This window comes from Streptomyces sp. NBC_01497 (assembly GCF_036250695.1).
Lineage (GTDB): Bacteria > Actinomycetota > Actinomycetes > Streptomycetales > Streptomycetaceae > Streptomyces.
In genome coordinates this window covers 6924160-6947659 of the sequence record NZ_CP109427.1, presented here as the reverse complement: position 1 = coordinate 6947659, position 23500 = coordinate 6924160, and the positions used below count along the sequence as shown (strand labels likewise).

At 69.0% G+C, this 23500-nt stretch carries 13 protein-coding genes and 3 rRNA genes; 4 read left to right on the top strand and 12 right to left on the bottom strand.

What is annotated here, in order from left to right; genetic code table 11:
* Positions 1 to 16: 16 nt before the first annotated feature.
* The 5 genes from OG310_RS29395 to OG310_RS29375 all read right to left on the bottom strand — a co-directional run bounded on the left by OG310_RS29395 (position 17) and on the right by OG310_RS29375 (position 8671).
* Positions 17 to 2512: a mannose-1-phosphate guanyltransferase gene (locus OG310_RS29395; RefSeq protein ID WP_329458860.1), complete on the bottom strand. Its 2496-nt coding sequence runs from the start codon at positions 2510 to 2512 to the stop codon at positions 17 to 19.
* A 118-nt stretch (positions 2513 to 2630) separates the two neighbouring features.
* Positions 2631 to 3239: a CDP-alcohol phosphatidyltransferase family protein gene (locus OG310_RS29390; protein WP_329458859.1), complete on the bottom strand. Its 609-nt coding sequence runs from the start codon at positions 3237 to 3239 to the stop codon at positions 2631 to 2633.
* 267 nt (positions 3240 to 3506) lie between these two features.
* Positions 3507 to 3623 (bottom strand): 5S ribosomal RNA (rrf, locus tag OG310_RS29385).
* An 80-nt stretch (positions 3624 to 3703) separates the two neighbouring features.
* Positions 3704 to 6825, bottom strand: a 23S ribosomal RNA gene (locus OG310_RS29380).
* A 321-nt stretch (positions 6826 to 7146) separates the two neighbouring features.
* Positions 7147 to 8671, bottom strand: a 16S ribosomal RNA gene (locus OG310_RS29375).
* Together the 16S, 23S and 5S rRNA genes form the textbook arrangement of a ribosomal RNA operon.
* Before the next feature lie 587 nt (positions 8672 to 9258).
* Between OG310_RS29375 and OG310_RS29370 the strand changes: the two genes are divergently transcribed.
* The gene (locus OG310_RS29370) at positions 9259 to 9708 is read left to right on the top strand and encodes a PTS sugar transporter subunit IIA (RefSeq protein ID WP_329458858.1); all 450 of its coding nucleotides are present in this window, start codon (positions 9259 to 9261) and stop codon (positions 9706 to 9708) included.
* 74 nt (positions 9709 to 9782) lie between these two features.
* Positions 9783 to 11462, top strand: coding sequence for a phosphoenolpyruvate--protein phosphotransferase (gene ptsP, locus OG310_RS29365; protein WP_329458857.1), 1680 nt, complete (start codon positions 9783 to 9785; stop codon positions 11460 to 11462).
* Positions 11463 to 11556: 94 nt separating this feature from the next.
* On the opposite strand, the gene OG310_RS29360 is transcribed toward ptsP, so the two are convergent.
* Positions 11557 to 12507: a hypothetical protein gene (locus OG310_RS29360; RefSeq protein ID WP_443078756.1), complete on the bottom strand. Its 951-nt coding sequence runs from the start codon at positions 12505 to 12507 to the stop codon at positions 11557 to 11559.
* Between the two features lie 151 nt (positions 12508 to 12658).
* Positions 12659 to 14644: an acetoacetate--CoA ligase gene (locus tag OG310_RS29355; RefSeq protein ID WP_329458856.1), complete on the bottom strand. Its 1986-nt coding sequence runs from the start codon at positions 14642 to 14644 to the stop codon at positions 12659 to 12661.
* A 422-nt stretch (positions 14645 to 15066) separates the two neighbouring features.
* Here OG310_RS29355 and OG310_RS29350 point away from each other — a divergent pair, with 422 nt between their 5' ends.
* Positions 15067 to 17424: a glycoside hydrolase family 31 protein gene (locus OG310_RS29350; protein ID WP_329458855.1), complete on the top strand. Its 2358-nt coding sequence runs from the start codon at positions 15067 to 15069 to the stop codon at positions 17422 to 17424.
* Positions 17425 to 17654: 230 nt separating this feature from the next.
* Here the strand turns inward: OG310_RS29350 and OG310_RS29345 are convergent, their stop codons facing one another.
* The 5 genes from OG310_RS29345 to OG310_RS29325 form a co-directional block, all read right to left on the bottom strand.
* Positions 17655 to 18200 (bottom strand): NUDIX domain-containing protein, encoded by a 546-nt coding sequence (locus tag OG310_RS29345; protein WP_329458854.1) that lies wholly within the window; start codon positions 18198 to 18200, stop codon positions 17655 to 17657.
* On the bottom strand, positions 18187 to 18756 hold the full coding sequence (locus OG310_RS29340; protein WP_329460454.1) for a GTP-binding protein: 570 nt from the start codon (positions 18754 to 18756) through the stop codon (positions 18187 to 18189). Before OG310_RS29340 ends, OG310_RS29345 begins: the two co-directional genes overlap by 14 nt.
* A 124-nt stretch (positions 18757 to 18880) precedes the next feature.
* Entirely contained in the window at positions 18881 to 19276 is a 396-nt protein-coding gene (locus OG310_RS29335) for a DUF742 domain-containing protein (protein WP_329458853.1), read from the bottom strand.
* A gap of 10 nt (positions 19277 to 19286) precedes the next feature.
* Positions 19287 to 19727 (bottom strand): roadblock/LC7 domain-containing protein, encoded by a 441-nt coding sequence (locus tag OG310_RS29330; protein ID WP_329458852.1) that lies wholly within the window; start codon positions 19725 to 19727, stop codon positions 19287 to 19289.
* Positions 19724 to 22360 carry a nitrate- and nitrite sensing domain-containing protein gene (locus tag OG310_RS29325; protein WP_329460453.1) on the bottom strand — a complete coding sequence of 879 codons (2637 nt, stop codon included), beginning with the start codon at positions 22358 to 22360 and terminating at the stop codon, positions 19724 to 19726. Before OG310_RS29325 ends, OG310_RS29330 begins: the two co-directional genes overlap by 4 nt.
* Positions 22361 to 22843: 483 nt before the next feature.
* Here OG310_RS29325 and OG310_RS29320 point away from each other — a divergent pair, with 483 nt between their 5' ends.
* The gene (locus OG310_RS29320) at positions 22844 to 23347 is read left to right on the top strand and encodes a hypothetical protein (protein ID WP_329458851.1); all 504 of its coding nucleotides are present in this window, start codon (positions 22844 to 22846) and stop codon (positions 23345 to 23347) included.
* Positions 23348 to 23500 lie beyond the last annotated feature (153 nt).

Below are 23500 nucleotides of genomic sequence, written 5' to 3'. Positions count from 1 at the left end.
GGTCCCGGCGCGAGGATCAGTGCCCGGCGCTGTCGACGATGGCCGCCCACTCGTCGAGCAGGGCCTGGGCGGACGCGTCGTCCGGACCCTCCGCCCACAGATGCGTCACGGCCTCCGCCGGGTCGGGCAGCACCATGACCCAGCGCCCGTCGGTCTCCACCACCCGTACGCCGTCCGTGGTGTCGACCTGCCGGTTGCCGGCGGCCTCCACCACGGTCCGCATGACGAGTCCCTTGACGGCCCACGGCGTGGCGAGGTCGCGCCGCAGCACATGGGCCCGCGGGATCCGCGCGTCGATCTGGCTCAGTGTGAGCTGCGTACGCGCGACCAGGCCGATCAGCCGTACGAACGCCGCCGAGCCGTCCAGCACACTGCTGAACTCGGGCACGAGGAACGCGCCGCGGCCGTCTCCGCCGAAGATGGTGGTCTCCTCGCGGCCCACCCGCGTCAAGTCGTCGGGCGACGTCGTCGTCCATTCGACCTGGGTGCCGTGGTACGCGGCGACCTGCTCGGCGATGCGCGTCGTCGTGACCGGCAGGGCGACCCGGCCGCTGCGCCGCTCCGAGGCCACCAGGTCGAGCAGGACCAGCAGGGCACGGTCGTCCTCGATGATGCGGCCCCGCTCATCGACGAGGGACAGCCGCTCCCCCACGGGGTCGAACCGGACGCCGAAGGCGGCACGGGCCGAGGCCACGATCTCCCCCAGCCGTACCAGCCCGGACCTGCGCGACTCGGCGGTCTCGGTGGGCCGCGACTCGTCGAGGCCCGGGTTGATCGTCAGCGAGTCGACGCCCAAGCGCCCCAGCAGGCTCGGCAGGACGAGACCCGCACTGCCGTTGGACGCGTCGACGACGACCTTCAGGTTGGCCTCGGCGATCCCCGTCGTGTCCACGCTGCGCAGCAGGGCGCCGGTGTACGAGTCGAAGATGCTGGAGGGGAACTGGAGGTCGCCGATCTCACCGGGGAACGCCCTGCGGTACTCCTGGCGTGCGTAGACGCGGTCCAGCTTGCGCTGCCCGGCCTGGGAGAGGTCGGATCCCCGTTCGTCGAAGAACATGATGTCCACGGAGTCCGGCACACCGGGCGTCGTACGGATCATGATACCGCCGGCGCTGCCGCGCGCCGTCTGCTGGCGGGCCACCGGCAGCGGCACGTTCTCCAGGTCGCGGACGTCGATGGCGCTCGACTGCAGCGACGAGATCACCGCGCGCTTGAGCGCACGCGCACCACGGGAGTGGTCACGCGCAGTGGTGACCGTGGAGCCCTTCTTCAGGGTGGTGGCGTACGCGCCGGCGAGACGTACCGCCAGCTCGGGGGTGATCTCCACGTTCAGGATGCCGCTGACGCCGCGGGCCCCGAACAGGTTCGCCTGTCCTCGGGACTCCCAGATCACCGACGTGTTGACGAACGCGCCCGCCTCGACCGTCTTGAACGGGTAGACGCGGACGTTGCCCTGGATGATCGATTCCTCACCGACCAGGCACTCGTCTCCGATGACGGCGCCGTCCTCGATCCTTGCGGCACGCATGACGTCGGTGTTCTTGCCGATCACGCAGCCGCGCAGATTGCACTGCTGCCCGATGTAGACGTTGTCGTGGACGACCGAGCGGTGCAGGAACGCCCCGGACTTCACGACGACGTTGGATCCGATGACGGTGTGCTCCCGGATCTCCGCGTCGGCCTCGACCTTGGCGTAGTCGCCGATGTAGAGCGGGCCGCGCAGCACCGCGTCGGGATGGACCTCCGCGCCCTCCGCCACCCAGACGCCCGGCGAGATCTCGAAGCCGTCGATCTCGACGTCGACCTTGCCCTCCAGGACGTCGGCCTGCGCCTTCTGGTAGCTCTCGTGGGTGCCCACGTCCTCCCAGTAGCCCTCGGCGATGTAGCCGTAGACCTTCTTGCCCTCCTTCATGAGCTGCGGGAAGACGTCACCGGACCAGTCCACGGAGACATCGGCCTCGACGTAGTCGAAGACCTCCGGCTCCATCACATAGATTCCGGTGTTCACCGTGTCGGAGAAGACCTGCCCCCAGGTCGGCTTCTCCAGGAAACGCTCGACCTTGCCTTCCTCGTCCACGATCGTGATGCCGAACTCCAGCGGGTTCGGCACCCGGGTCAGGCACACCGTGACGAGTGCGCCCTTCTCCTTGTGGAAAGCGATGAGGTCGGTGAGGTCGAAGTCGGTGAGGGCGTCACCCGAAATCACGAGGAACGCGTCGTCCTTGAGGGCAGCCTCCGCGTTCTTCACGCTGCCGGCGGTGCCGAGCGGCTTTTCCTCGTTGGCATAGGTGAGCTCCATGCCGAGTTCCTCGCCGTCGCCGAAATAATTCTTGACGAGCGATGCCAGGAACTGCACGGTCACTACGGTCTCGGTCAGTCCATGGCGCTTGAGCAACCTCAGCACGTGCTCCATGATGGGCCGGTTCACGACCGGCAGGAGCGGCTTGGGCATGCTTGAGGTCATGGGGCGAAGCCGAGTACCTTCACCACCGGCCATTACGACGGCCTTCATGTCGGAAGCGTCCTCCTCGAAGAGACGATCTCGCCGACTTCACCCGTCATGAGCGACCAGGCCTGAGATCAGGCGGGCGGCAGCGGCTCTGCGACGGTGCAAGGCCACGATGACGGGATCAGCCGGTCACCGCATCGGCGCTGACAAGCCGGCGGACCTGGATCACGTACAGAATCCCTGCCCACCAATAGAGCGTTGTACCCCATCCTGCGAACGCCCATCCGAAAACTTCGGCGAGTGACGCAAGCCACCCACTTCCGTCACTGAGCAACAGCAGCGGGAAGGCATACATCAAGTTGAAGGTAGCTGCCTTCCCGAGGAAGTTCACCTGGGGAGGCGGATAGCCGTGCCGCCGGAGAATGCCGACCATGACGAGGAGCATGAGCTCGCGGGCCAGGAGAGCGGCTGTCAGCCACAGCGGCAGGATGTCCCGCCAGGTGAGCCCGACCAGGGTGGAAAGGATGTACAGGCGGTCCGCGGCGGGGTCGAGGAGCCGCCCCAGCTTGCTGATCTGGTTCCAGCGGCGGGCGAGCTTGCCGTCGAGGTAGTCACTGACCCCGCTGAACGCCAGGATCAGCAGTGCCCAGCCGTCGGCCTTGGACTGTCCGAACTCGGGCCGGAGGATCAGCCACAGGAACACCGGCACGCCGACGAGGCGGGCCATGCTGAGGATGTTGGGGATGGTGAGTACCCGGTCCGTCTGAACGCGAGTCTCCTGGACCTCCACCCGGGGGCCTCCTGTGGGAAACGAGCCAACAATGCTTCCTGACCCTACCTGCAGGGTGATACGACCGGAGCCACGGGGTGAGGAAGGCCGGCCGGCCCCGGCATGGGCTCGCGCCTCCGCCGGGCCTGAATGCGTCCACGCCCCGGCCTCGTTCGCCGCCCGCACGTCCGCGCACGGGATGCGGGCAAGGCGGGAGGGACGTGAAAAAGGGTCCGGGAACGCGAAAAGAGCCCGCACCATGTGCGGGCCCTTCCCGATCTAAAGATTGTTCGGCAGCGACCTACTCTCCCACAGGGTCCCCCCTGCAGTACCATCGGCGCGGTAAGGCTTAGCTTCCGGGTTCGGAATGTAACCGGGCGTTTCCCCTACGCTATAACCACCGAAACACTATGAAACAATCAACACAACCGGAATAAACACAGCTGTTCGTGGTTTCAGAACCAACACAGTGGACGCGAGCATCTATGGACAAGCCCTCGGCCTATTAGTACCGGTCAACTCCACCAGTCACCTGGCTTCCATCTCCGGCCTATCAACCCAGTCGTCTACTGGGAGCCTTACCCCATCAAGTGGGTGGGAGTCCTCATCTCGAAGCAGGCTTCCCGCTTAGATGCTTTCAGCGGTTATCCCTCCCGAACGTAGCCAACCAGCCATGCCCTTGGCAGGACAACTGGCACACCAGAGGTTCGTCCGTCCCGGTCCTCTCGTACTAGGGACAGCCCTTCTCAAGACTCCTGCGCGCGCAGCGGATAGGGACCGAACTGTCTCACGACGTTCTAAACCCAGCTCGCGTACCGCTTTAATGGGCGAACAGCCCAACCCTTGGGACCGACTCCAGCCCCAGGATGCGACGAGCCGACATCGAGGTGCCAAACCATCCCGTCGATATGGACTCTTGGGGAAGATCAGCCTGTTATCCCCGGGGTACCTTTTATCCGTTGAGCGACGGCGCTTCCACAAGCCACCGCCGGATCACTAGTCCCGACTTTCGTCCCTGCTCGACCCGTCAGTCTCACAGTCAAGCTCCCTTGTGCACTTACACTCACCACCTGATTACCAACCAGGCTGAGGGAACCTTTGGGCGCCTCCGTTACCCTTTGGGAGGCAACCGCCCCAGTTAAACTACCCATCAGACACTGTCCCTGATCCGGATCACGGACCCAGGTTAGACATCCAGCACGACCAGAGTGGTATTTCAACAATGACTCCACCTGAACTGGCGTCCAAGCTTCACAGTCTCCCACCTATCCTACACAAGCCGAACCGAACACCAATATCAAACTATAGTAAAGGTCCCGGGGTCTTTCCGTCCTGCTGCGCGAAACGAGCATCTTTACTCGTACTGCAATTTCACCGGGCCTATGGTCGAGACAGTCGAGAAGTCGTTACGCCATTCGTGCAGGTCGGAACTTACCCGACAAGGAATTTCGCTACCTTAGGATGGTTATAGTTACCACCGCCGTTTACTGGCGCTTAAGTTCTCAGCTTCGCCACACCGAAATGTGACTAACCGGTCCCCTTAACGTTCCAGCACCGGGCAGGCGTCAGTCCGTATACATCGCCTTACGGCTTCGCACGGACCTGTGTTTTTAGTAAACAGTCGCTTCTCGCTGGTCTCTGCGGCCACCCCCAGCTCACTGTGCAAGACAGATCACCAAGAATGGCCCCCCTTCTCCCGAAGTTACGGGGGCATTTTGCCGAGTTCCTTAACCATAGTTCACCCGAACGCCTCGGTATTCTCTACCAGACCACCTGAGTCGGTTTAGGGTACGGGCCGCCATAAAACTCGCTAGAGGCTTTTCTCGACAGCATAGGATCATCCACTTCACCACAATCGGCTCGGCATCAGGTCTCAGACACGTGCATGGCGGATTTACCTACCACACGTCCTACACCCTTACCCCGGGACAACCACCGCCCGGGATGGACTACCTTCCTGCGTCACCCCATCACTTACCTACTACCACCTTGGACCGGCGGCTCCACCACTCCCCTCAACTCCGAAGAGATCAGGGCGGCTTCACGGCCTTAGCATCAGAGGATTCGATACTGGACGCTCTACAGCGGGTACCGGAATATCAACCGGTTATCCATCGACTACGCCTGTCGGCCTCGCCTTAGGTCCCGACTTACCCTGGGCAGATCAGCTTGACCCAGGAACCCTTAGTCAATCGGCGCACACGTTTCTCACGTGTGAATCGCTACTCATGCCTGCATTCTCACTCGTGAACCGTCCACCACTGCCTTCCGGCGCGGCTTCACCCGGCACACGACGCTCCCCTACCCAACCCAGCACCCGTTGGGGCTATACGCTGGATTGACACGACTTCGGCGGTACGCTTGAGCCCCGCTACATTGTCGGCGCGGAATCACTAGACCAGTGAGCTATTACGCACTCTTTCAAGGGTGGCTGCTTCTAAGCCAACCTCCTGGTTGTCTCTGCGACTCCACATCCTTTCCCACTTAGCGCACGCTTAGGGGCCTTAGTCGATGCTCTGGGCTGTTTCCCTCTCGACCATGGAGCTTATCCCCCACAGTCTCACTGCCGTGCTCTCACTTACCGGCATTCGGAGTTTGGCTAAGGTCAGTAACCCGGTAAGGCCCATCGCCTATCCAGTGCTCTACCTCCGGTAAGAAACACACGACGCTGCACCTAAATGCATTTCGGGGAGAACCAGCTATCACGGAGTTTGATTGGCCTTTCACCCCTAACCACAGGTCATCCCCCAGGTTTTCAACCCTGGTGGGTTCGGTCCTCCACGACCTCTTACAGCCGCTTCAACCTGCCCATGGCTAGATCACTCCGCTTCGGGTCTTGAGCGCGCTACTAAATCGCCCTATTCGGACTCGCTTTCGCTACGGCTCCCCCACACGGGTTAACCTCGCAACACACCGCAAACTCGCAGGCTCATTCTTCAAAAGGCACGCAGTCACGACATGCAAGCAAGCTTGCATGCGACGCTCCCACGGCTTGTAGGCACACGGTTTCAGGTACTATTTCACTCCGCTCCCGCGGTACTTTTCACCATTCCCTCACGGTACTATCCGCTATCGGTCACCAGGGAATATTTAGGCTTAGCGGGTGGTCCCGCCAGATTCACACAGGATTTCTCGAGGCCCGTGCTACTTGGGAAATAAACAAACGAGCCGTACAGATTTCAGCTACGGGGGTCTTACCCTCTACGCCGGGCCTTTCGCATGCCCTTCGCCTATCCATACGGTTTCTGACTCGCCTCACTGCCGGCAGACAATGAAAGTCCACTCCCACGACCCCGCCCACGCAACCCCTGCCGGGTATCACACGTGAACGGTTTAGCCTGATCCAGTTTCGCTCGCCGCTACTCCCGGAATCACTATTGTTTTCTCTTCCTGAGGGTACTGAGATGTTTCACTTCCCCTCGTTCCCTCCACACACCCTATGAGTTCAGGTGCGGGTGACAGCCCATGACGACTGCCGGGTTTCCCCATTCGGACACCCCCGGATCAAAGCTCGGTTGACAGCTCCCCGGGGCCTATCGCGGCCTCCCACGTCCTTCATCGGTTCCTGGTACCAAGGCATCCACCGTGCGCCCTTAAAAACTTGGCCACAGATGCTCGCGTCCACTGTGCAGTTCTCAAACAACGACCAGCCACCCATCACCCCACCCAAACAGGCGAGTTCACTGGGGCCGGCAACCCGAAGACACCAAGCTTTCGCCCATGCCCTCAGACACCCAACAGCGTGCCCGACAAACCCAGCCCACCACCCACTGCTTTCCACGCCCCCGAAGGAGCAGTACTCACAGCAGCAGCCGACCGGCCCTGCCGAATAGTCAACGTTCCACCCTTGAGCAACCGGCACCAGACATTCGCTGATGAACCGGCCTCTGACCGGACCCCGAAGGACCCGGTAAGAAATGCTCCTTAGAAAGGAGGTGATCCAGCCGCACCTTCCGGTACGGCTACCTTGTTACGACTTCGTCCCAATCGCCAGTCCCACCTTCGACAGCTCCCTCCACAAGGGTTAGGCCACCGGCTTCGGGTGTTACCGACTTTCGTGACGTGACGGGCGGTGTGTACAAGGCCCGGGAACGTATTCACCGCAGCAATGCTGATCTGCGATTACTAGCGACTCCGACTTCATGGGGTCGAGTTGCAGACCCCAATCCGAACTGAGACCGGCTTTTTGAGATTCGCTCCACCTCGCGGTATCGCAGCTCATTGTACCGGCCATTGTAGCACGTGTGCAGCCCAAGACATAAGGGGCATGATGACTTGACGTCGTCCCCACCTTCCTCCGAGTTGACCCCGGCGGTCTCCCGTGAGTCCCCAGCACCACAAGGGCCTGCTGGCAACACGGGACAAGGGTTGCGCTCGTTGCGGGACTTAACCCAACATCTCACGACACGAGCTGACGACAGCCATGCACCACCTGTACACCGACCACAAGGGGGGCATCATCTCTGATGCTTTCCGGTGTATGTCAAGCCTTGGTAAGGTTCTTCGCGTTGCGTCGAATTAAGCCACATGCTCCGCCGCTTGTGCGGGCCCCCGTCAATTCCTTTGAGTTTTAGCCTTGCGGCCGTACTCCCCAGGCGGGGAACTTAATGCGTTAGCTGCGGCGCGGACCACGTGGAATGTGACCCACACCTAGTTCCCAACGTTTACGGCGTGGACTACCAGGGTATCTAATCCTGTTCGCTCCCCACGCTTTCGCTCCTCAGCGTCAGTAATGGCCCAGAGATCCGCCTTCGCCACCGGTGTTCCTCCTGATATCTGCGCATTTCACCGCTACACCAGGAATTCCGATCTCCCCTACCACACTCTAGTCTGCCCGTATCGAATGCAGACCCGGGGTTAAGCCCCGGGCTTTCACATCCGACGTGACAAACCGCCTACGAGCTCTTTACGCCCAATAATTCCGGACAACGCTTGCGCCCTACGTATTACCGCGGCTGCTGGCACGTAGTTAGCCGGCGCTTCTTCTGCAGGTACCGTCACTTTCGCTTCTTCCCTGCTGAAAGAGGTTTACAACCCGAAGGCCGTCATCCCTCACGCGGCGTCGCTGCATCAGGCTTTCGCCCATTGTGCAATATTCCCCACTGCTGCCTCCCGTAGGAGTCTGGGCCGTGTCTCAGTCCCAGTGTGGCCGGTCGCCCTCTCAGGCCGGCTACCCGTCGTCGCCTTGGTAGGCCATTACCCCACCAACTAGCTGATAGGCCGCGGGCTCATCCTGCACCGCCGGAGCTTTCCACGCACATCCCATGCAGGAGTGCGTCAATATCCGGTATTAGACCCCGTTTCCAGGGCTTGTCCCAGAGTGCAGGGCAGATTGCCCACGTGTTACTCACCCGTTCGCCACTAATCCACCCCGAAAGGCTTCATCGTTCGACTTGCATGTGTTAAGCACGCCGCCAGCGTTCGTCCTGAGCCAGGATCAAACTCTCCGTGAATGCTTTCCCCGTAAACGGGGTGACACCACTCGGAGCGGAACCACAGGAAGGAATAATCCCTGCGGTTCACAGCGTCCTCGCTGTGTTGTGTTACTTCAAAGGAACCTCGTCCACCGGAACCATCCGAAGATTCGGATCGCCCGGCATAATGGACGGGGTATCAACATATCTGGCGTTGACTTTTAGCACGCTGTTGAGTTCTCAAGGAACGGACGCTTCCTTTGGATTCCCTTCCGGGGCTCCTCCGGGCTTTCCCTTCGGTGTTCCTAAACCTTAGCAGGCCTTTTCGTCTTCCCTGACCACCGTTCTGCAAACATGCAGAAGCAGCACCCGGTCCGGGCAATACAGCCTGTAGAGGAGTCCGCCGGCATCCGTCCTGTGGAGCGAAGTCGCTCCGTCGGTCGGTGCCGGGCAGGGGTGTGACAGTACAGGCGGCCTGTCGGCGCAAGCAAATCGATGACCCGCTGGCGTGCCCGCCCGCCCACACGGGACCGCCACTGACCATGACTTAGGCTCTGAACTGCACGCCGTCTTTACTACTCACAGTGACGGCGGATCCGTTCTCACTCCGCCCACTGGGAGGTCCCATGACCCTCGTGTCCGCTCCGCTGCCCGGCCGCGCCATCGGTCTCACCGCCGTACCCGACCCCGTCTTCGCCGGGGCCATGGTGGGGCCCGGCACCGCCATCGACCCGCTGCGTGAGCCGACCGAGGCCGTCGCGCCGGTCGACGGGATCGTGGTTTCCCTGCACCCGCACGCGTTCGTCGTCGTGGACCCCGACGGTCATGGCGTGCTCACCCATCTGGGCATCGACACGGTGCAGCTCAACGGGGCCGGGTTCGAGCTCCTGGTCAACAAGGGGGACACGGTGACACGCGGCCAGGCCGTCGTGCGCTGGGACCCGGCCGGTGTCGAGAAGGCCGGCAAGTCGCCCATCTGTCCTGTCGTCGCCCTGGAGGCGAGCGCCGACTCCCTGTCCGGACTGCGGGAGGACGGAGACGTCGCCGCCGGGGACACGCTGTTCGACTGGCGGTGAACCGGTTATCCGGTCACCGCTGTACGGCACATCAACCGCGATGCGGGGGCCATCGCACTATCGGAGACGGTGAAATGGAGACAACGCTGCGGGGCGTCGGTGTGAGCCAAGGGGTGGCCATCGGCGAGGTCCGGCACATGGGGACGGCGGTCCTCGAACCGCCCGCCAAGCAGATTTCCCCGGAAGAGGCCGAGCGCGAGCAAGGGCGGGCCCGGCAGGCCGTCGAGGCTGTCGGCGCGGATCTGACCGCGCGCGGGAACCTGGCGGGCGGCGAGGCCCAGGCCGTACTTGAGGCGCAGGCGATGATGGCGCAGGACCCCGAGCTGATCGCGGACGTCGAACGCCGGATCGCCGGCGGCAGCAGCGCCGAGCGCGGCGTGTACGACGCCTTCGCCTCGTACCGGGAACTGCTCGCGGGCGCCGGTGAGTACCTGGCGGGCCGGGTCGCCGACCTGGACGACGTCCGGAACCGTATCGTCGCCCGGCTGCTGGGCGTTCCGATGCCGGGCGTGCCCGACAGTGACGAGCCGTACGTACTGGTCGCGCGGGATCTCGCGCCGGCGGACACGGCCCTGCTGGACCCGGCGCTGGTGCTCGGGTTCGTCACCGAGGAGGGCGGGCCGACCAGCCACAGCGCGATCCTGGCGCGAGCGCTCGGTGTGCCCGCCGTGGTGGCGCTGGCCGGGGCGACGGAGTTGCCCGAGGGAGCGTCGGTCGCGGTCGACGGCAGCACCGGTGAGGTGTTCGTGGAGCCCGGTGCCGAGCTGCGGGCGCGGCTGGAGCGGCTGGCCGCGGAGCGGAAGGCTTCGCTGGGCACGGCGACGGGCCCCGGCGCGACGTCGGACGGGCACAAGGTGCCGCTGCTGGCGAACATCGGCGGGCCCGCCGATGTGGCGGCGGCGGTGGAGGCCGGTGCGGAGGGCATCGGTCTCTTCCGTACGGAGTTCCTGTTCCTGGACGACAGCAGGCAGGCCCCGTCGCGGGAGAAGCAGGCCGCCACCTACCGGACCGTGCTGGAGGCGTTCCCGGAAGGGCGGGTCGTGGTGCGCGTGCTGGACGCGGGAGCCGACAAGCCGCTGGACTTCCTGACGCCGGCGGACGAGCCGAACCCGGCGCTCGGAGTGCGCGGACTGCGGAGTCTGCTGGACCACCCCGATGTGCTGCGGACCCAGCTGACGGCGCTGTCGGAGGCGGCCGAGGGGCTTTCGGTGTATCTGCAGGTCATGGCGCCGATGGTGGCGGACCGCACAGACGCGAAGGCGTTCGCGGACGCCTGCCGTGAGGCGGGGCTGCGGGCCACGGTCGGCGCGATGGTGGAGATTCCCTCCGCGGCGCTGCGGGCCCGGTCGATCCTTCAGGAGGTCGAGTTCCTGTCGCTGGGGACGAACGACCTGGCGCAGTACACGTTCGCCGCGGACCGGCAGGTCGGCGCGGTGTCGCGGCTGCAGGACCCGTGGCAGCCCGCGCTGCTGGACCTGGTGTCGCTGGCGGCGGAGGGCGCGCGGGCCGAGGGCAAGAGCTGCGGTGTGTGCGGTGAGGCGGCGGCGGATCCGCTGCTCGCGTGCGTGCTGACCGGCCTCGGCGTGACGTCGCTGTCGATGGGTGCCGCGTCCATCCCGTATGTGCGGGCGACGCTGGCGCAGCACACGCTGGCGCAGTGCGAGCGCGCCGCGGCGGCGGCACGGGCGACGGACTCGGCCGACGAGGCCAGGCAGGCTGCGCAGGCGGTGCTGTCGGGAGAGTCGCACCCGTAGCGGGCCAGTGGGGCGCGCGGGTGCGCGCCCCACCGGGCCGTGGGGCCGTCCACCGGATTCCGGTGGACGGCCCTTTCGCCGTCCCGACGGTGCGTCAGTGGACGAAGCCCCCGTCGTCGGGGCCGGGATCGAAGCCCGCACGGTAGTCGACGCCCGGTTCGGGACCGATGGGTTCGCCGGTCTCGGCGTCCGTGCAGTACGCGTTGAACACCTCGGCCGCCGAGAGCGGGACCAGCCGGCCCCGGGAGAGACGCCAGCCGTACAGTCGGTCGGGGGCGCCGTCGACGACGGTGCGCATGACCAGGCCGGCCGGTGTGTCCAGGGCCACGGCGACGGCGAGGACCGTCACGAACTCCGCGGTCCGCCCCGCGTCGAGGAGGGCGGGTCCCTCCCGTTGTTCGGCGCGCAGGACCCCCACCAGCGGGTCGTCGGCGGCCGGTGCGCTGCACACCAGTTGGTGGACGCCCGCGCCTGCTCTCTCCAGCAGCCGCCACAGCAGCCCGGAGGCGTGGTCGTGGGCGGCGCGCCCGATGTCGTCGTCGCAGTGGGCGCAGGGGCCGAGGTCTTCGAGGATCGCCGTGGCGTACGCGTGGGTCGCCCTGCGGACGGCGGTGTCGACGAGCGCGGGCAGCAGGGCGCCGAGCGGCTCCCCCGTGTACGGGACGACGGCGCCGCCGGACGTGGCGATCTCCGCCGTGTACCGGGCGCGCTGGGCGGGCGAGTCGGGGTCGCGGCCGGTCTCGGCGCAGTCCCAGGCGAAGTCCACCGGGTCGAACAGGGCCACCTCGGTGTGGAGTTGGCGGGCGGTCAGCTGCTGGAGGAGGCCTGCGGTGTGCCGCAGGTAGGTGGTGTGGTCGTCGAAGGGGAAGCTGTCGTAGGGACGCATGGCCGCGAAGTCCTCCCCGTCGGCCAGGAGGCCGACGGTGCTGGGGACTTCACGCCGCAGTGCTCTGCGCAGGTTCTTGGCCGTGGACCGGCCCCGGGGCCGGCTGTTCGGCCGGCCGCGCCGGTCGGTGTGGGCTGTCGTGGCTCCCCCTGGTGTCACGCGTGCTCGGGTGGACGCGTGCCCGTGCGCGGACACGCGCGCCGTGACGCACCGTCGCGGCGGCGCGTCACGTCTTCACTCAGCGTAATGAGGGGGTCTGACAGTGCGCCGCGGCGGCGGGCCCGTACCCGGGTGCCGCGGGCCCGCGCGGTCAGTGCCGGTCGCGGGCGAGCCGCTCGTAGAAGCGCAGGAGGTCGAGGTTGTCGACGGATCCCGCGTTGACGGCCTTGCGCAGGGGGGTGCCCTGGAGGAGGCGTTTGACGGGGACCTCGATGCGCTTGCCGGTGAGGGTGTGCGGGACGCCCGGGACCTCGATGATGTCGTCGGGTACGTGGCGGGGTGAGAGGTGGGTCCTGATGGCCTGCTTGACGCGGGCGACGAGGGCGTCGTCGAGGGTGGCGCCCTCCGCGAGGTGCACGAACAGCGGCATCCAGTAGCCGCCGTCGGGCTGTTCGAGGCCGATGACGAGCGACTCGCGGATCTCGGGGAGCCGTTCGACGGCCTCGTAGATGTCGGCGGAGCCCATGCGCACGCCCTGCCGGTTGAGCGTGGAGTCAGAGCGGCCATGGATGACGACGGAGCCCCGGCCGGAGAGCGTGATCCAGTCGCCGTGCCGCCAGACGCCGGGGTAGGTGTCGAAGTAACTGTCGTGGTAGCGGCTGCCGTCCGGGTCGTTCCAGAACCGGACCGGCATGGACGGCATGGGCCGGGTGACGACGAGTTCGCCGACCTCGTCGACGACGGGCCGGCCCTCGGGGTCCCATGCCTGCAGGTCGGTGCCGAGGCAGGCGGCCTGGAGTTCGCCGGTGTGCACGGGCAGCGTCGCGACGGCGCCCGCGAAGCAGCTGCACACGTCGGTGCCGCCGCTGACCGACGCGATCCACAGGTCGGCCCCGACGTCGGCGAACTCGTCGTGAAGCCAGTGGAATCCGTCCGGCGGCAGGGGTGATCCGGTGGTGGCGACGCAGGTGAGGCGGGAGAGGTCGTGGTCGCGGGCGGGGTGCACCCCGGCCTTGCGGCAGGCCATGACGTATGCGGCGGAGGTGCCGTAGAGGGTGGTCCCCGTGCGTTCCGCGATGTCCCACTGGGCGTCGGTGCCGGGGTATCCGGGGCTGCCGTCGTAGAGCACGATTGTGGCTCCGACGAGGAGTCCTGAGACCAGGAAGTTCCACATCATCCAGCCCGTGGACGTGTACCAGAAGAACCGGTCGTCGGGCCCGAGGTCGCAGTGCAGACCGAGCTGCTTGACGTGTTCGAGGAGGATGCCGCCCTGGGACTGGACGATGGCCTTGGGCAGCCCGGTGGTGCCCGAGGAGTACAGGACCCACAGCGGATGGTCGAAGGGGACGTGTTCGAAGACGGGTTCCGTGTCGCCCGCGACGAGGCCGGCCCAGTCCAGGGCGCCCTCGGGTGCCTGCGTGCCGAGCAGGGGCACATGGACGACGGCGCGCAGGGTGGGCAGTTCGCGGCGCAGCTCGGCCACGACGTCGCGGCGGTCGTGGGTCTTGCCGCCGTAGCGGTAGCCGTCCACCGCGAACAGCACGACTGGCTCGACCTGCTGGAAGCGGTCGAGGACGCTGCGGGCGCCGAAGTCGGGGGCGCAGGAGGTCCAGACGGCGCCGACCGCGGCGCTCGCGAGGAGGGCGACGGTGGCCTCGGGGATGTTCGGGAGGTAGCCGCTGATCCGGTCGCCGGGGCGCACGCCGAACTCGCGCAGGCGGGCGGCGAGCCCGCCGACCTGGTGGCGCAGTTCCTCCCAGCTCATGAGGGTCTGCTGCCGGCTCTCGTCGACGTGCACGATCGCGGGCAGCGCGGCGCGGTCGGCGTCCTCGCCCGCGCGCAGCGCGTGTTCCGCGTAGTTCAGGGTGGAGCCGGTGAACCACTGGGCGCCGGGCATCGAGCGGTCGCCGAGGACCTGCTCGTAGGGGGTGGCGAAGCGGATGCCGAACCACTCGGCGACGGCCGTCCAGAAGCTGTCGAGGTCGTCGACGGACCAGCGGTGCAGGGCCGGGTAGCCGCCGTCGGCCGGAGCCCCGTGCCGCGCCGCCGCCCAGTGCTGGAAGCGGGTGACCTGCGCAGCGGCGACGCGTTCCGGGGTGGGCTGCCAGAGGGGGGCAGGGGTGGGTTCTGAGATCATGGTGCGGCTCCCGACCTGGCTCGACGCTGAGTGTGTGCGGGCGCGCGTGCCCGGGCGCGCGCGGTGAACGGCTGACAGGGACGATGCCACGTGATCGTCTTTCGCACCAGGTTGCGCCGCGGGTGCCCCGGTGCGTGGCCCGGGCCGCCTGCGAAGGACCCGGGAACGGCTCAGGAGTCCTGCTCGGGAGTCCGCCCGGCGTCCCTGCCGGGGTCTTCCCGGGGTGTCCACCGGGTGCTCCCGGGGTTCCTGGGCGTTCCCCCGGCGCGCCGGTACGGCGCGTGCGGGGTGCTCGCGCCGTGCTCCTCGGCGGTGGCGGGCGGAGCGCGATCCCGGTCTTCGCCGGGTGACGGCCGCGGCCGTGGGTGAACGGCAGTTGAACGAAGCACCCGTGGCACGCGACGGATGGCAGGCTGATCAGCATGGACGGTCGTGAGCTGGTGCGTTCGATGAGGGAGACGGGACCGGTCCAGGATTTGCTGGGCGCCCGCACGGCGTGGCGGCACCGGCGCACGGACGCGCGGGAGCTCGTGCCCAGGGGCGCCGAGCGGGCGCGGGTGCCCGGGCAGGTGCGCGGTGCCGAGCCGGGGCCGGGTGGCGGCACGGTGCGCTTCGCGCGGGCGGAGCTGTACATACGGGTGACGGTGGGTGGCGCGGTCTTCTGGGGTTGGGACGGGGCGCTGCCCGGCCCCTCGTACGCGTTGGCGGGGCGGGCGCCGGAGGCTGACCAGCGGGCCGTGCTGGAGCCCGACACGGACGGTGGCTGGCGGGTGGTGGCGGAGCGGGTGACGGTCGCGGTGTCCCGCGAGGGACGTGTGGAGGTGCGCACTCCCGGTGGTGTGGCGCTGCGCCGTGAGCTGCCGCCCCGCTGGTGGGAGACGGCGGACGGGGCTCCCGCGCACTGGTCGCAGCGTTCCGAGGTGGCGGCGGACGCACGGTTCTTCGGGCCGGGGGGCCTGGCGTCGGGGCCCCGGCTGCGGGACGGCACGTACCGGTTGTGGAACTCGGCTCCCCGGCAGGCGGGGTTCGCGACCGGCGACGAGCCGGTGTCCCTGAGGATGCCGGTGCAGCTCGTGGTGGCGGACGGCGGCACGCATCTGGTCTTCCACGACAACACGTGGGAGGGGCGCGTCACGCTGCGGGAGGGCAGGGAGGGCGCGGGCTCCGGGCACGACCGGCCGGGCACCAGCGACCTGCGGATGGAGGGCGGTCCGCTGCGCTGCTGGGTGATGACGGGGACGCCCACGCGGGTGCTGAACTGCTGGACGCAGCTGACGGGGGCGCCGGTGCCGCCGCCCGCGTGGGCGCTGGGCCCGCAGCACGCGCACCGGGGGTCCGGGGGTGAGCGAGAGGTGCGCCGGATCGTCGCCGGGTACCGGGAGCGTGGCCTGCCGCTGTCGGCGGTGCACCTGGACACGGGTCATCTCGACGGGCACCGCGTGTTCACGGTGGACCGTGACCGCTTCCCCGATCTCGCGTCCCTCGCCGAGGAGTTGCGGACGCAGGGCACGCGGCTGGTGTCGGTCGTCGCGCCTGCCGTACGGGCCGATCCGGCGGACGCGGTGTACGCGGCGGGCCGGGCGGCGGACGCCTTCGTCCGTGATCCGCGCGGGAGCGAGGTGCGGGGGACGGCGCGGCCGGGCGAGGCCGTGTACCCGGACTTCACGGCGCCCGCGGCGCGTCAGTGGTGGGGTGCCCTGTATGAGGAGCGACTGGCGCAGGGCTTCGCCGGGGTGTGGCACGACCTGGACGAGCCGGTGTCGTTCGCGCCGTTCGGCGACCGGACGCTGCCCCGGTCGGCGCGGCACGCGCTGGAGGGCCGGGGCGGTGACCACCGCGAGGCGCACAACGTGTACGGGCTGGCGATGGCGCGCGCCGGGTTCGAGGGGCTGGCCCGGCTGCGTCCGGACGAGCGGCCGTTCGTCCTCTCCCGGTCCGGGTGGGCGGGGTCGCAGCGCTACGGCGGCGTCCGGTCGGGGGAGGCGGCGTCCGGCTGGGAGGGGCTGCGCACCTCGCTGGCGCTGGTGCTGGGGCTCGGCCTGTGCGGGGTGCCGTACTCGGGCGGGGACGTGGGCGGCCCCGCGGGGAGCGTGTCGCGCGAGCTGTACGTGCGGTGGCTCCAACTGGCCGCACACCTGCCGTTGCTGCGTATTCACGGGGCGTTGGAGCCGGACCGCGCGGAGTCCGGGGAGTGCGGCCCGTACGTGCCGGAGCCCGCGCGGGCCGCGCTGCTGGAGCGGGAACGGCTGCAGCCCTACTTCGTGACGCTGGCTCAGCTGGCGGGTCTGACGGGCGCGCCGTACGCGCGGCCGGTGTGGTGGAGCCACCCGCAGGACCGGGCACTGCGGGACTGCGAGGACGTGTTCCTGCTCGGCGACGCGCTGCTGGTGGCGCCGGTACTGGAGGAGGGCGCGAGGCACCGGCTCGTACGGCTGCCCCGGGGGCGCTGGTACGACACGGCGGACGAGCGGCCCTACGAGGGACCGGGGCCGGTGCGGCTGGAGGCGCCGCTGTCACGGGTGCCGGTGCTGGCCCGCGCCGGGTCGGTGCTGCCGGTGCGGGGCCCCGGGGGCGGGCTCGAACTGGAGGCGTGGGCGCCGGCGCCGGGCCGTACGGGCGGGGGGCTGGTGGTACGGGATCCGGGCGACGGCTGGAAGGAGCCCGAGACGGAGCGCTATGTGACGCGACTTCGGGGCGGTGAGGTGCGCGTGGCGCGCGTGACGAAGGAGGGCACGCAGACACCGGAGTGGCCGGTGCGGGTGCGCGGGACCGGGGAGTGACGGCCGGAGTGGGACGGCGGGAGTGGTACCTACGGCGGTGGCCGACGGGGCGGGACGGTGACGGGGCGCGCGGGTGACGGCCCGCGTGGGGCGGGGCGGGGCAGCCGGGCCCGGGCCCGCGCGGTGCCGGCGGTGCCGGACCGGACGGTGCCGGCGCGGCGGATGCGGCGGCGCGGGTCCTGCGGTGACCGCCAAGCCGCCCGTACCGCAGGCGACTTGGCGGCGAGGGCCTACAGCGCCGGCAGGTGGTAGTGGCCCGCGAACCAGTTGCGTACCGCCGTCGTGTGGAGGGGGAACGCCAGGTCCCGCGGTTCGTGCAGGAGATGGGTGCCGGACGTCTCCGCGGTGGGGCGGGACGGCGGCAGGAGGTCCGCGCGGCGGGCGGGGAGCAGACCGAACAGCAGCAGGTGACCGTCGGTCGAGCTGAGCGCGTCGGCGAGCCGGACGTCCTCCTCGGCGGCCTCGATGCCGGTCTCCTCGGCGAGTTCGCGTACGACGGCGTGCTGCCAGGTCTCGTCGGCGTCGATGAAACCGCCGGGCAGGGCCATGCCGCCGCTCTGGGGCTCGATGGTGCGGCGGATCGTGATGAGCGCGGAGCCCTGCTCGTCCGTGACGGGGAGCAGGGCGACGGCGACGGGCAGGGGATTGCGGTAGGCGGTGGTGCCGCATGCGGAGCATTCGCGGGGCCAGCCGACACCGGTCGGGTAGGAGGTACCGCAGCTCGCGCAGTGCGAGCCCGGCTCGGGGGTCTTCGTGAACCTGTCAGATCGGGGCATGTGCGCGCGGCCCGGTCGCCAGGGTCATGGCGTGTTCCACGACCGTCACCAGGACTTCCTTGACCGATTCTCGGTCGCGGGCGTCGGACATCACCAGCGGGACACCCCCGTCGAGGTCAAGTGCGTCCCGTACGGCCTGGGCCGGATAGTGGTCCGCGCCGTCGAAATGGTTCACGGCGACGGCGAACGGGATGCCCCGGCGCTCGAAGTAGTCGATGGCGGCGAACGAGTCCCCGAGGCGCCGGGTGTCGGCGAGCACGACCGCGCCGAGAGCGCCCTGTGAGAGCTCGTCCCACAGGAACCAGAAGCGGTCCTGCCCCGGTGTGCCGAACAGGTAGAGCACCAGATCCGCGCGCAGGGTGATCCGGCCGAAGTCCATCGCGACCGTGGTGGTGGTCTTGCGTTCGACGCCGTGCACATCGTCCACCGGCCGCCCCGCCTCGGTCAGCATCTCCTCCGTGCGCAGCGGTTGTATCTCACTGACGGCGCCGACCAGGGTGGTCTTGCCCACCCCGAATCCGCCCGCGACGAGGATTTTTAAGGTCACGGGGTGCAGGCCGCGGACGTCGCCGCCCTCCGCGGCGCCGACAGCGCCCGGCCCGTCACCACCGCCCGGGCGGGAGGGGAGGGATGCGTCGGAGCTGCCGGCGGGCCCGTTCCGGGCCGTTCCGCCGGACGAGCTAGAGCGCCCGAAGGCCATTGATCACCTCGCGGAGAATGTTCACGTCCGGCAGTTCGGCCGGCGGAACGGGGCGGGTTACGTGGACCAGTTCGTCGTCGAGGAGGTCACCGACGAGGACGCGGATCACCCCGACGGGCAGGTCGAGGCCCGAGGCGAGCTCGGCTATCGACTGGGGCGCCTCGGAGCAGCGTTCGACGATGTCCAGGTGTTCGGGCGAGAGGTTCCTGTCGAGGCCGGACTCCCCGGCGGCCGGTTCCGGGACGACCAGGGCGATCAGGTCGAGCCGGTGCCGGCTCCCGCTCTCGGTGCGGCCGCGCGTCATCGCGTACGGCCGCACCACGGGCCCGGCCTCGCCGTCGAACCACGCGTGCGGGTCCTGACCTGTTTCCTTCATGCGCCGGTGCTCATCCCCCGGCGGGCAGGCCGGTGCGGGGGGCGGTGGCGAGGTGGGTGCCCACGCGCTTGACCATGAGCGTCATCTCGTAGGCGACCAGGCCGACGTCGGAGTCGGCGTCGGCGAGCACGGCGAGGCAGCTGCCGTCGCCCGCGGCGGTCACGAAGAGGAAGGCACCGTCCAGTTCGACGACGGTCTGCCGGACCCGGCCGACGTCGAAGTGCCGGCCGACGCCCTTCGCGAGGCTGTGGAAACCGGAGGCGACAGCGGCGAGGTGCTCACCGTCCTCCCTGCTCAGGTCCTTGGAGGCACCGGTGGGCAGGCCGTCGCCCGAGAGCACCAGGGCCTTGCGGATGCTGGCGACCCGCTCGACCAGCTCGTCGAGGAGCCAGTCCAGTTCGCGGCCGACCCCCGCTTGAGCGGTGCCTCGTGATGTGTACGGTGCGGTCATCGACCGTTCCCCTCCGATGTCGTTCCTGGTGTTCCGCCGGGCGTCGCGCCGGTGCCGCCGGCGGATTCCTCGGCTTCGTTCTGTCGGCGTCCCCGCTGCCAGCCGTGCTGGAGCGAGGCCATCCGGGCGCGCACGGCCTCGGCGTCGCGTTCGGTGTCCTCGGGCGCGTCGCGCGATCCGGTGCCGGGCGAGAGGGTCCCCGCCTCCCGCAACTGCGGGGCGAGGCTGGCCTGCCGTACGCGGCGGGGCAGCCCGTCCGGCGCTTCGGCGGCGGGACGGCCTGACGCGCCGGGCCCGGGACGGGCGGACTCCGGCCGACCTCCCGCCACCCCGTGCGGCCGCCCCCGCCCGGTGGACGCCTCATCGGGGTGGGTCCTGCCGGAGCCTTCGTCCAGCCGCCTGCCACGGTCGGCCACGAGCTTCGGCGACCTTCGGCGGGGCAGTTCGGGCGGGGTGCGCTCGCCGCGCCGCCCGTCGTCGGGCCGCTCGCCGGCGGGTCCCGCCGCCTGCTGGTGCTGGTCGTCGCGGTCCTCGGCGGCGGCCCGCGCGCGGGCCGCGGCGTCGCGTGCGGCGGCCCGGTCGCCCGGCGCGGGCAGTTCGGGAGCCCCGAGCGGAGCGAGCCTGATTCCCGCATCCGCGCGCGACCAGGCGGCGGCGCCCGGTCCTGACCGGTCCGGGCCCGGCCTGTCCTTGGCCGACCGGTCGGGGATCCGGTCGAGCCGCAGTCCGGTCTCGGTGTCCGGCGCGTCGGTCAGCAGTGCGGCCGGCAGCAGGACGACGGCGGTGGTCCCGCCGTACGGGGACGGCTGGAGCGACACCCGTACGTTCTGCCGCTGGGCGAGCCTGCTGACGACGAACAGGCCGAGCCGGTCGGTGTCGGAGAGTTCGAACTCCGGGGTCTCCGCGAGCCGGAGGTTCGCTTCGAGGAGCGCTTCGGGCGCCATGCCGAGGCCACGGTCGTGGATCTCCAGGGCGAATCCGCCCGCGGTGCGCTCGCCGCCCACCTGCACGGCGGTCTGCGGGGGCGAGAACACCGTGGCGTTCTCCAGGAGTTCCGCGAGGAGGTGGGTGAGGTCGGCGACCGCCGGGCCGCCCACGCCGATGCGGGGCAGCCTGCGCACCTCGATGCGCTCGTAGTCCTCGACCTCGGCGACGGCGGCGCGTACGACGTCCATCAGCCGCACCGGCTTGCGCCACTGCCGGGAGGGCACCGCGCCGGACAGGATGACCAGGCCCTCCGCGTGGCGCCGCATGCGCGTGGTGAGGTGGTCGAGCCGGAAGAGGTCCGCCAGTTCCGTGGCGTCCTCCGTGCGCCGCTCCATCGCGTCGAGGAGACCGAGCTGCCGGTGCAGGAGGACCTGGTTGCGGCGGGCAAGGTTGACGAACACCTCGGCCACGCCGCGCCGCAGGTCGGCCTGCTTGACGGCCGCCTCGACAGCGGCGCGCTGCAGCGTGTTGAGCGCCTGGCCGACCTGGCCGATCTCGTGGTCCTCGTACGCGAGCCTGGGCGCCTCGGTCTCGACGTCGACCTGTTCGCCCGCGGCGAGCCTGCGCATGACGGACGGCAGGCGCACGCCGGCCGACTCGCCTGCTTCCTTGCGAAGTTCGGACAGGTCGTGGATGAGCGCGCGGCCCACCCGTACGGACACCACGACCGAGGCGATGAGCGCGACGAGGCCGAGCGCGGTCGCCGCGAGGAAACGGAGGTAGACGGCGTGGCGGGCGCCGCCGACGTGCTGCTGGAAGAGGTCGTCGGCCTTGGCGCTCTCCTTGCGGATGCCGTCCACGACGAACTCGGTGAGGTCGCGCCACTGCTGCGCGGTCATCGTCCGGTCGTTGACCATGGCACCGGTGGTGGCGATCTCGTCCTCGTGCATCGCGAGCTTGTCGTTCGCGGGGCCCGCGTTGTACGCCCTGAGGACGGCGGCCTCCTGCGACGGCAGGTCCGCGAGGCTGGTGGCGTACAGGAGCTGGCGGTCGGCGACGAGGCCCGAGACGGTGCGGCGCTCCGCGGGGCTCAGCTCGCCCGCCACGAGGGCGGAGGTGACGAGGGCGTTCTCGCGGGAGAACATCTCCTGGGCCTGGAAGATGCCGACGAGGGCGCGGCCCTGGTTGTCGCCGTCCACGTCCTCCTTGCCGTACACGGTGGACAGGAAGAGGTATCCGGGGTCGACGACCCCGTCGTAGAAGTCCAGGGCCGCCCCGCGGCTGACGCCGGCCTTGTCGACGGCGGCGCGGACTCCGGCCAGTTTTCCGGACGCCGCCGTGAACGCGTCGAGGTGCTTCCTCGCGGTCGCGTCGAGGCTGCCGCGCAGAGCGGGCGAGTCGCCGGCCCGGACGTCGGTGACGGCGTCGTCGGTCACGGTCCGGTCGCCGCGGAGCTGCTTCGCCGTGTTCGCGTCCCTGGGGGCCGCGAGATGGATGAGCGTGTCGAGGCGTTCCTGCTGGACGGCCGCGACCGCGCGCTGCACGGGGTCCCCGACCCTGGCGACGGCGTCCTTGAGGTGGCGCAGGTCGAGGGCCTCGCTGCCGGTGAGCGCACCCGAGAGGGTGGACAGGGCGGTGACCGATATCAGCGGCACGAGCAACAGTGCCACGATCTTCCTGCGGATGGACTTCCCGCGAAAGCGCATGGCCTCCCCCAGCTCCGGCAGCAAACGGCGTGAGCCTACTACTGTCACACCAGCAACTCGAAGGCATGTCCAGTACCGCACCCGCCGATCCCGGATCAATTGACGGGGTGTTGTCCCGTTTTGCCAGGACGAGAATGTGCCCCCTTCAACGAAGTTGCAGGTCAACGGCGTTCGTCGATTCAAACACGGACGCAAAACCTTCACTCGGAGTGGCGGCGCGCGCAGCGCGTTGTGCGGAGCGTGCACAGGCGCTCACTCACGTACCGTTCAAACAGTCAGGAAACGGGGCGTTCTTGGGCGGTGATCCGGGAACCCTCCACCCGGACGACGCGTCTGGTGAAGGGGAGTCCGTTCGGCCCGGGCGAGACGAGTCGGGCCGGGCGGCGGTCGGCGTGGCCGGAACCCGGGGGCGCGGGCGGTGAGTGACCGGACCGTTGCCGGGCAGTCGGTGTGGGGTCTTGTTCCGGTGGGGAGTGACGGTCCATGAAGAGGGACGAACGGCGTGGCAGGACGTCGGCAGGCGGCTTCACGGGGGTCACCCGTGCGCTGTGGGTGGAGGAGCCCGCGGTGCGCTTCCGCATGCCCGATCCGGTCAGGACCGCCGCGGTACGCGCGGTGATCGTGACGGCCGTGACGCTGATCGAGGGCATGGTGGCACTGCTGGCGACGCTCGCCGACTCGTGGCTCGCGTTCCCGATGGTGATCGCCGGCATAGCCTCCACGGTGGGGGCGACCTGGGCCGTGCTCGACGTCTGGGTGACACGGCAGGTCCACAACCAGCGCCACGGCGTGGTCTCCCTGCCGAGCAGCACGGCGCGCCGCCTGCGCAGGGAGCGCCGCGGCGCGCGCCGGGCGGCGCGCAGCGCCCAGCGCGAGGAGGACCGCGCGGCGCATGCCGCGGCGCGGCGGCGGGACGGGGAGCGCGCTCATACCCGCGTGGAGCGGAGCGGCCACCACCACGCGGCACACTCGGCGGCGACGCGCTGAGCGCCCGCACCCGCACGCGCACCCGCACCCGCACCCGCACCCGCACCCGCACCCGCACCCGCACCCGCACCGAGAGCGTGACCGCCGCGGGCGGCCTCGCTGCCCGGGGTCGGCGCGTCCCGTCCTCGTTCGGCGGGGACGGGACGGGCGTCA

Excerpts from the sequence above, each read along its gene's own strand:
- OG310_RS29395 (WP_329458860.1), bottom strand. The coding sequence starts at position 2,512 with ATGAAGGCCGTCGTAATGGCCGGTGGTGAAGGTACTCGGCTTCGCCCC.
- OG310_RS29370 (WP_329458858.1), top strand. The coding sequence starts at position 9,259 with ATGACCCTCGTGTCCGCTCCGCTGCCCGGCCGCGCCATCGGTCTCACC.
- ptsP (WP_329458857.1), top strand. The coding sequence starts at position 9,783 with ATGGAGACAACGCTGCGGGGCGTCGGTGTGAGCCAAGGGGTGGCCATC.
- OG310_RS29355 (WP_329458856.1), bottom strand. The coding sequence starts at position 14,644 with ATGATCTCAGAACCCACCCCTGCCCCCCTCTGGCAGCCCACCCCGGAA.
- OG310_RS29350 (WP_329458855.1), top strand. The coding sequence starts at position 15,067 with ATGGACGGTCGTGAGCTGGTGCGTTCGATGAGGGAGACGGGACCGGTC.
- OG310_RS29345 (WP_329458854.1), bottom strand. The coding sequence starts at position 18,200 with ATGCCCCGATCTGACAGGTTCACGAAGACCCCCGAGCCGGGCTCGCAC.
- OG310_RS29335 (WP_329458853.1), bottom strand. The coding sequence starts at position 19,276 with ATGAAGGAAACAGGTCAGGACCCGCACGCGTGGTTCGACGGCGAGGCC.
- OG310_RS29330 (WP_329458852.1), bottom strand. The coding sequence starts at position 19,727 with ATGACCGCACCGTACACATCACGAGGCACCGCTCAAGCGGGGGTCGGC.
- OG310_RS29325 (WP_329460453.1), bottom strand. The coding sequence starts at position 22,360 with ATGCGCTTTCGCGGGAAGTCCATCCGCAGGAAGATCGTGGCACTGTTG.
- OG310_RS29320 (WP_329458851.1), top strand. The coding sequence starts at position 22,844 with ATGAAGAGGGACGAACGGCGTGGCAGGACGTCGGCAGGCGGCTTCACG.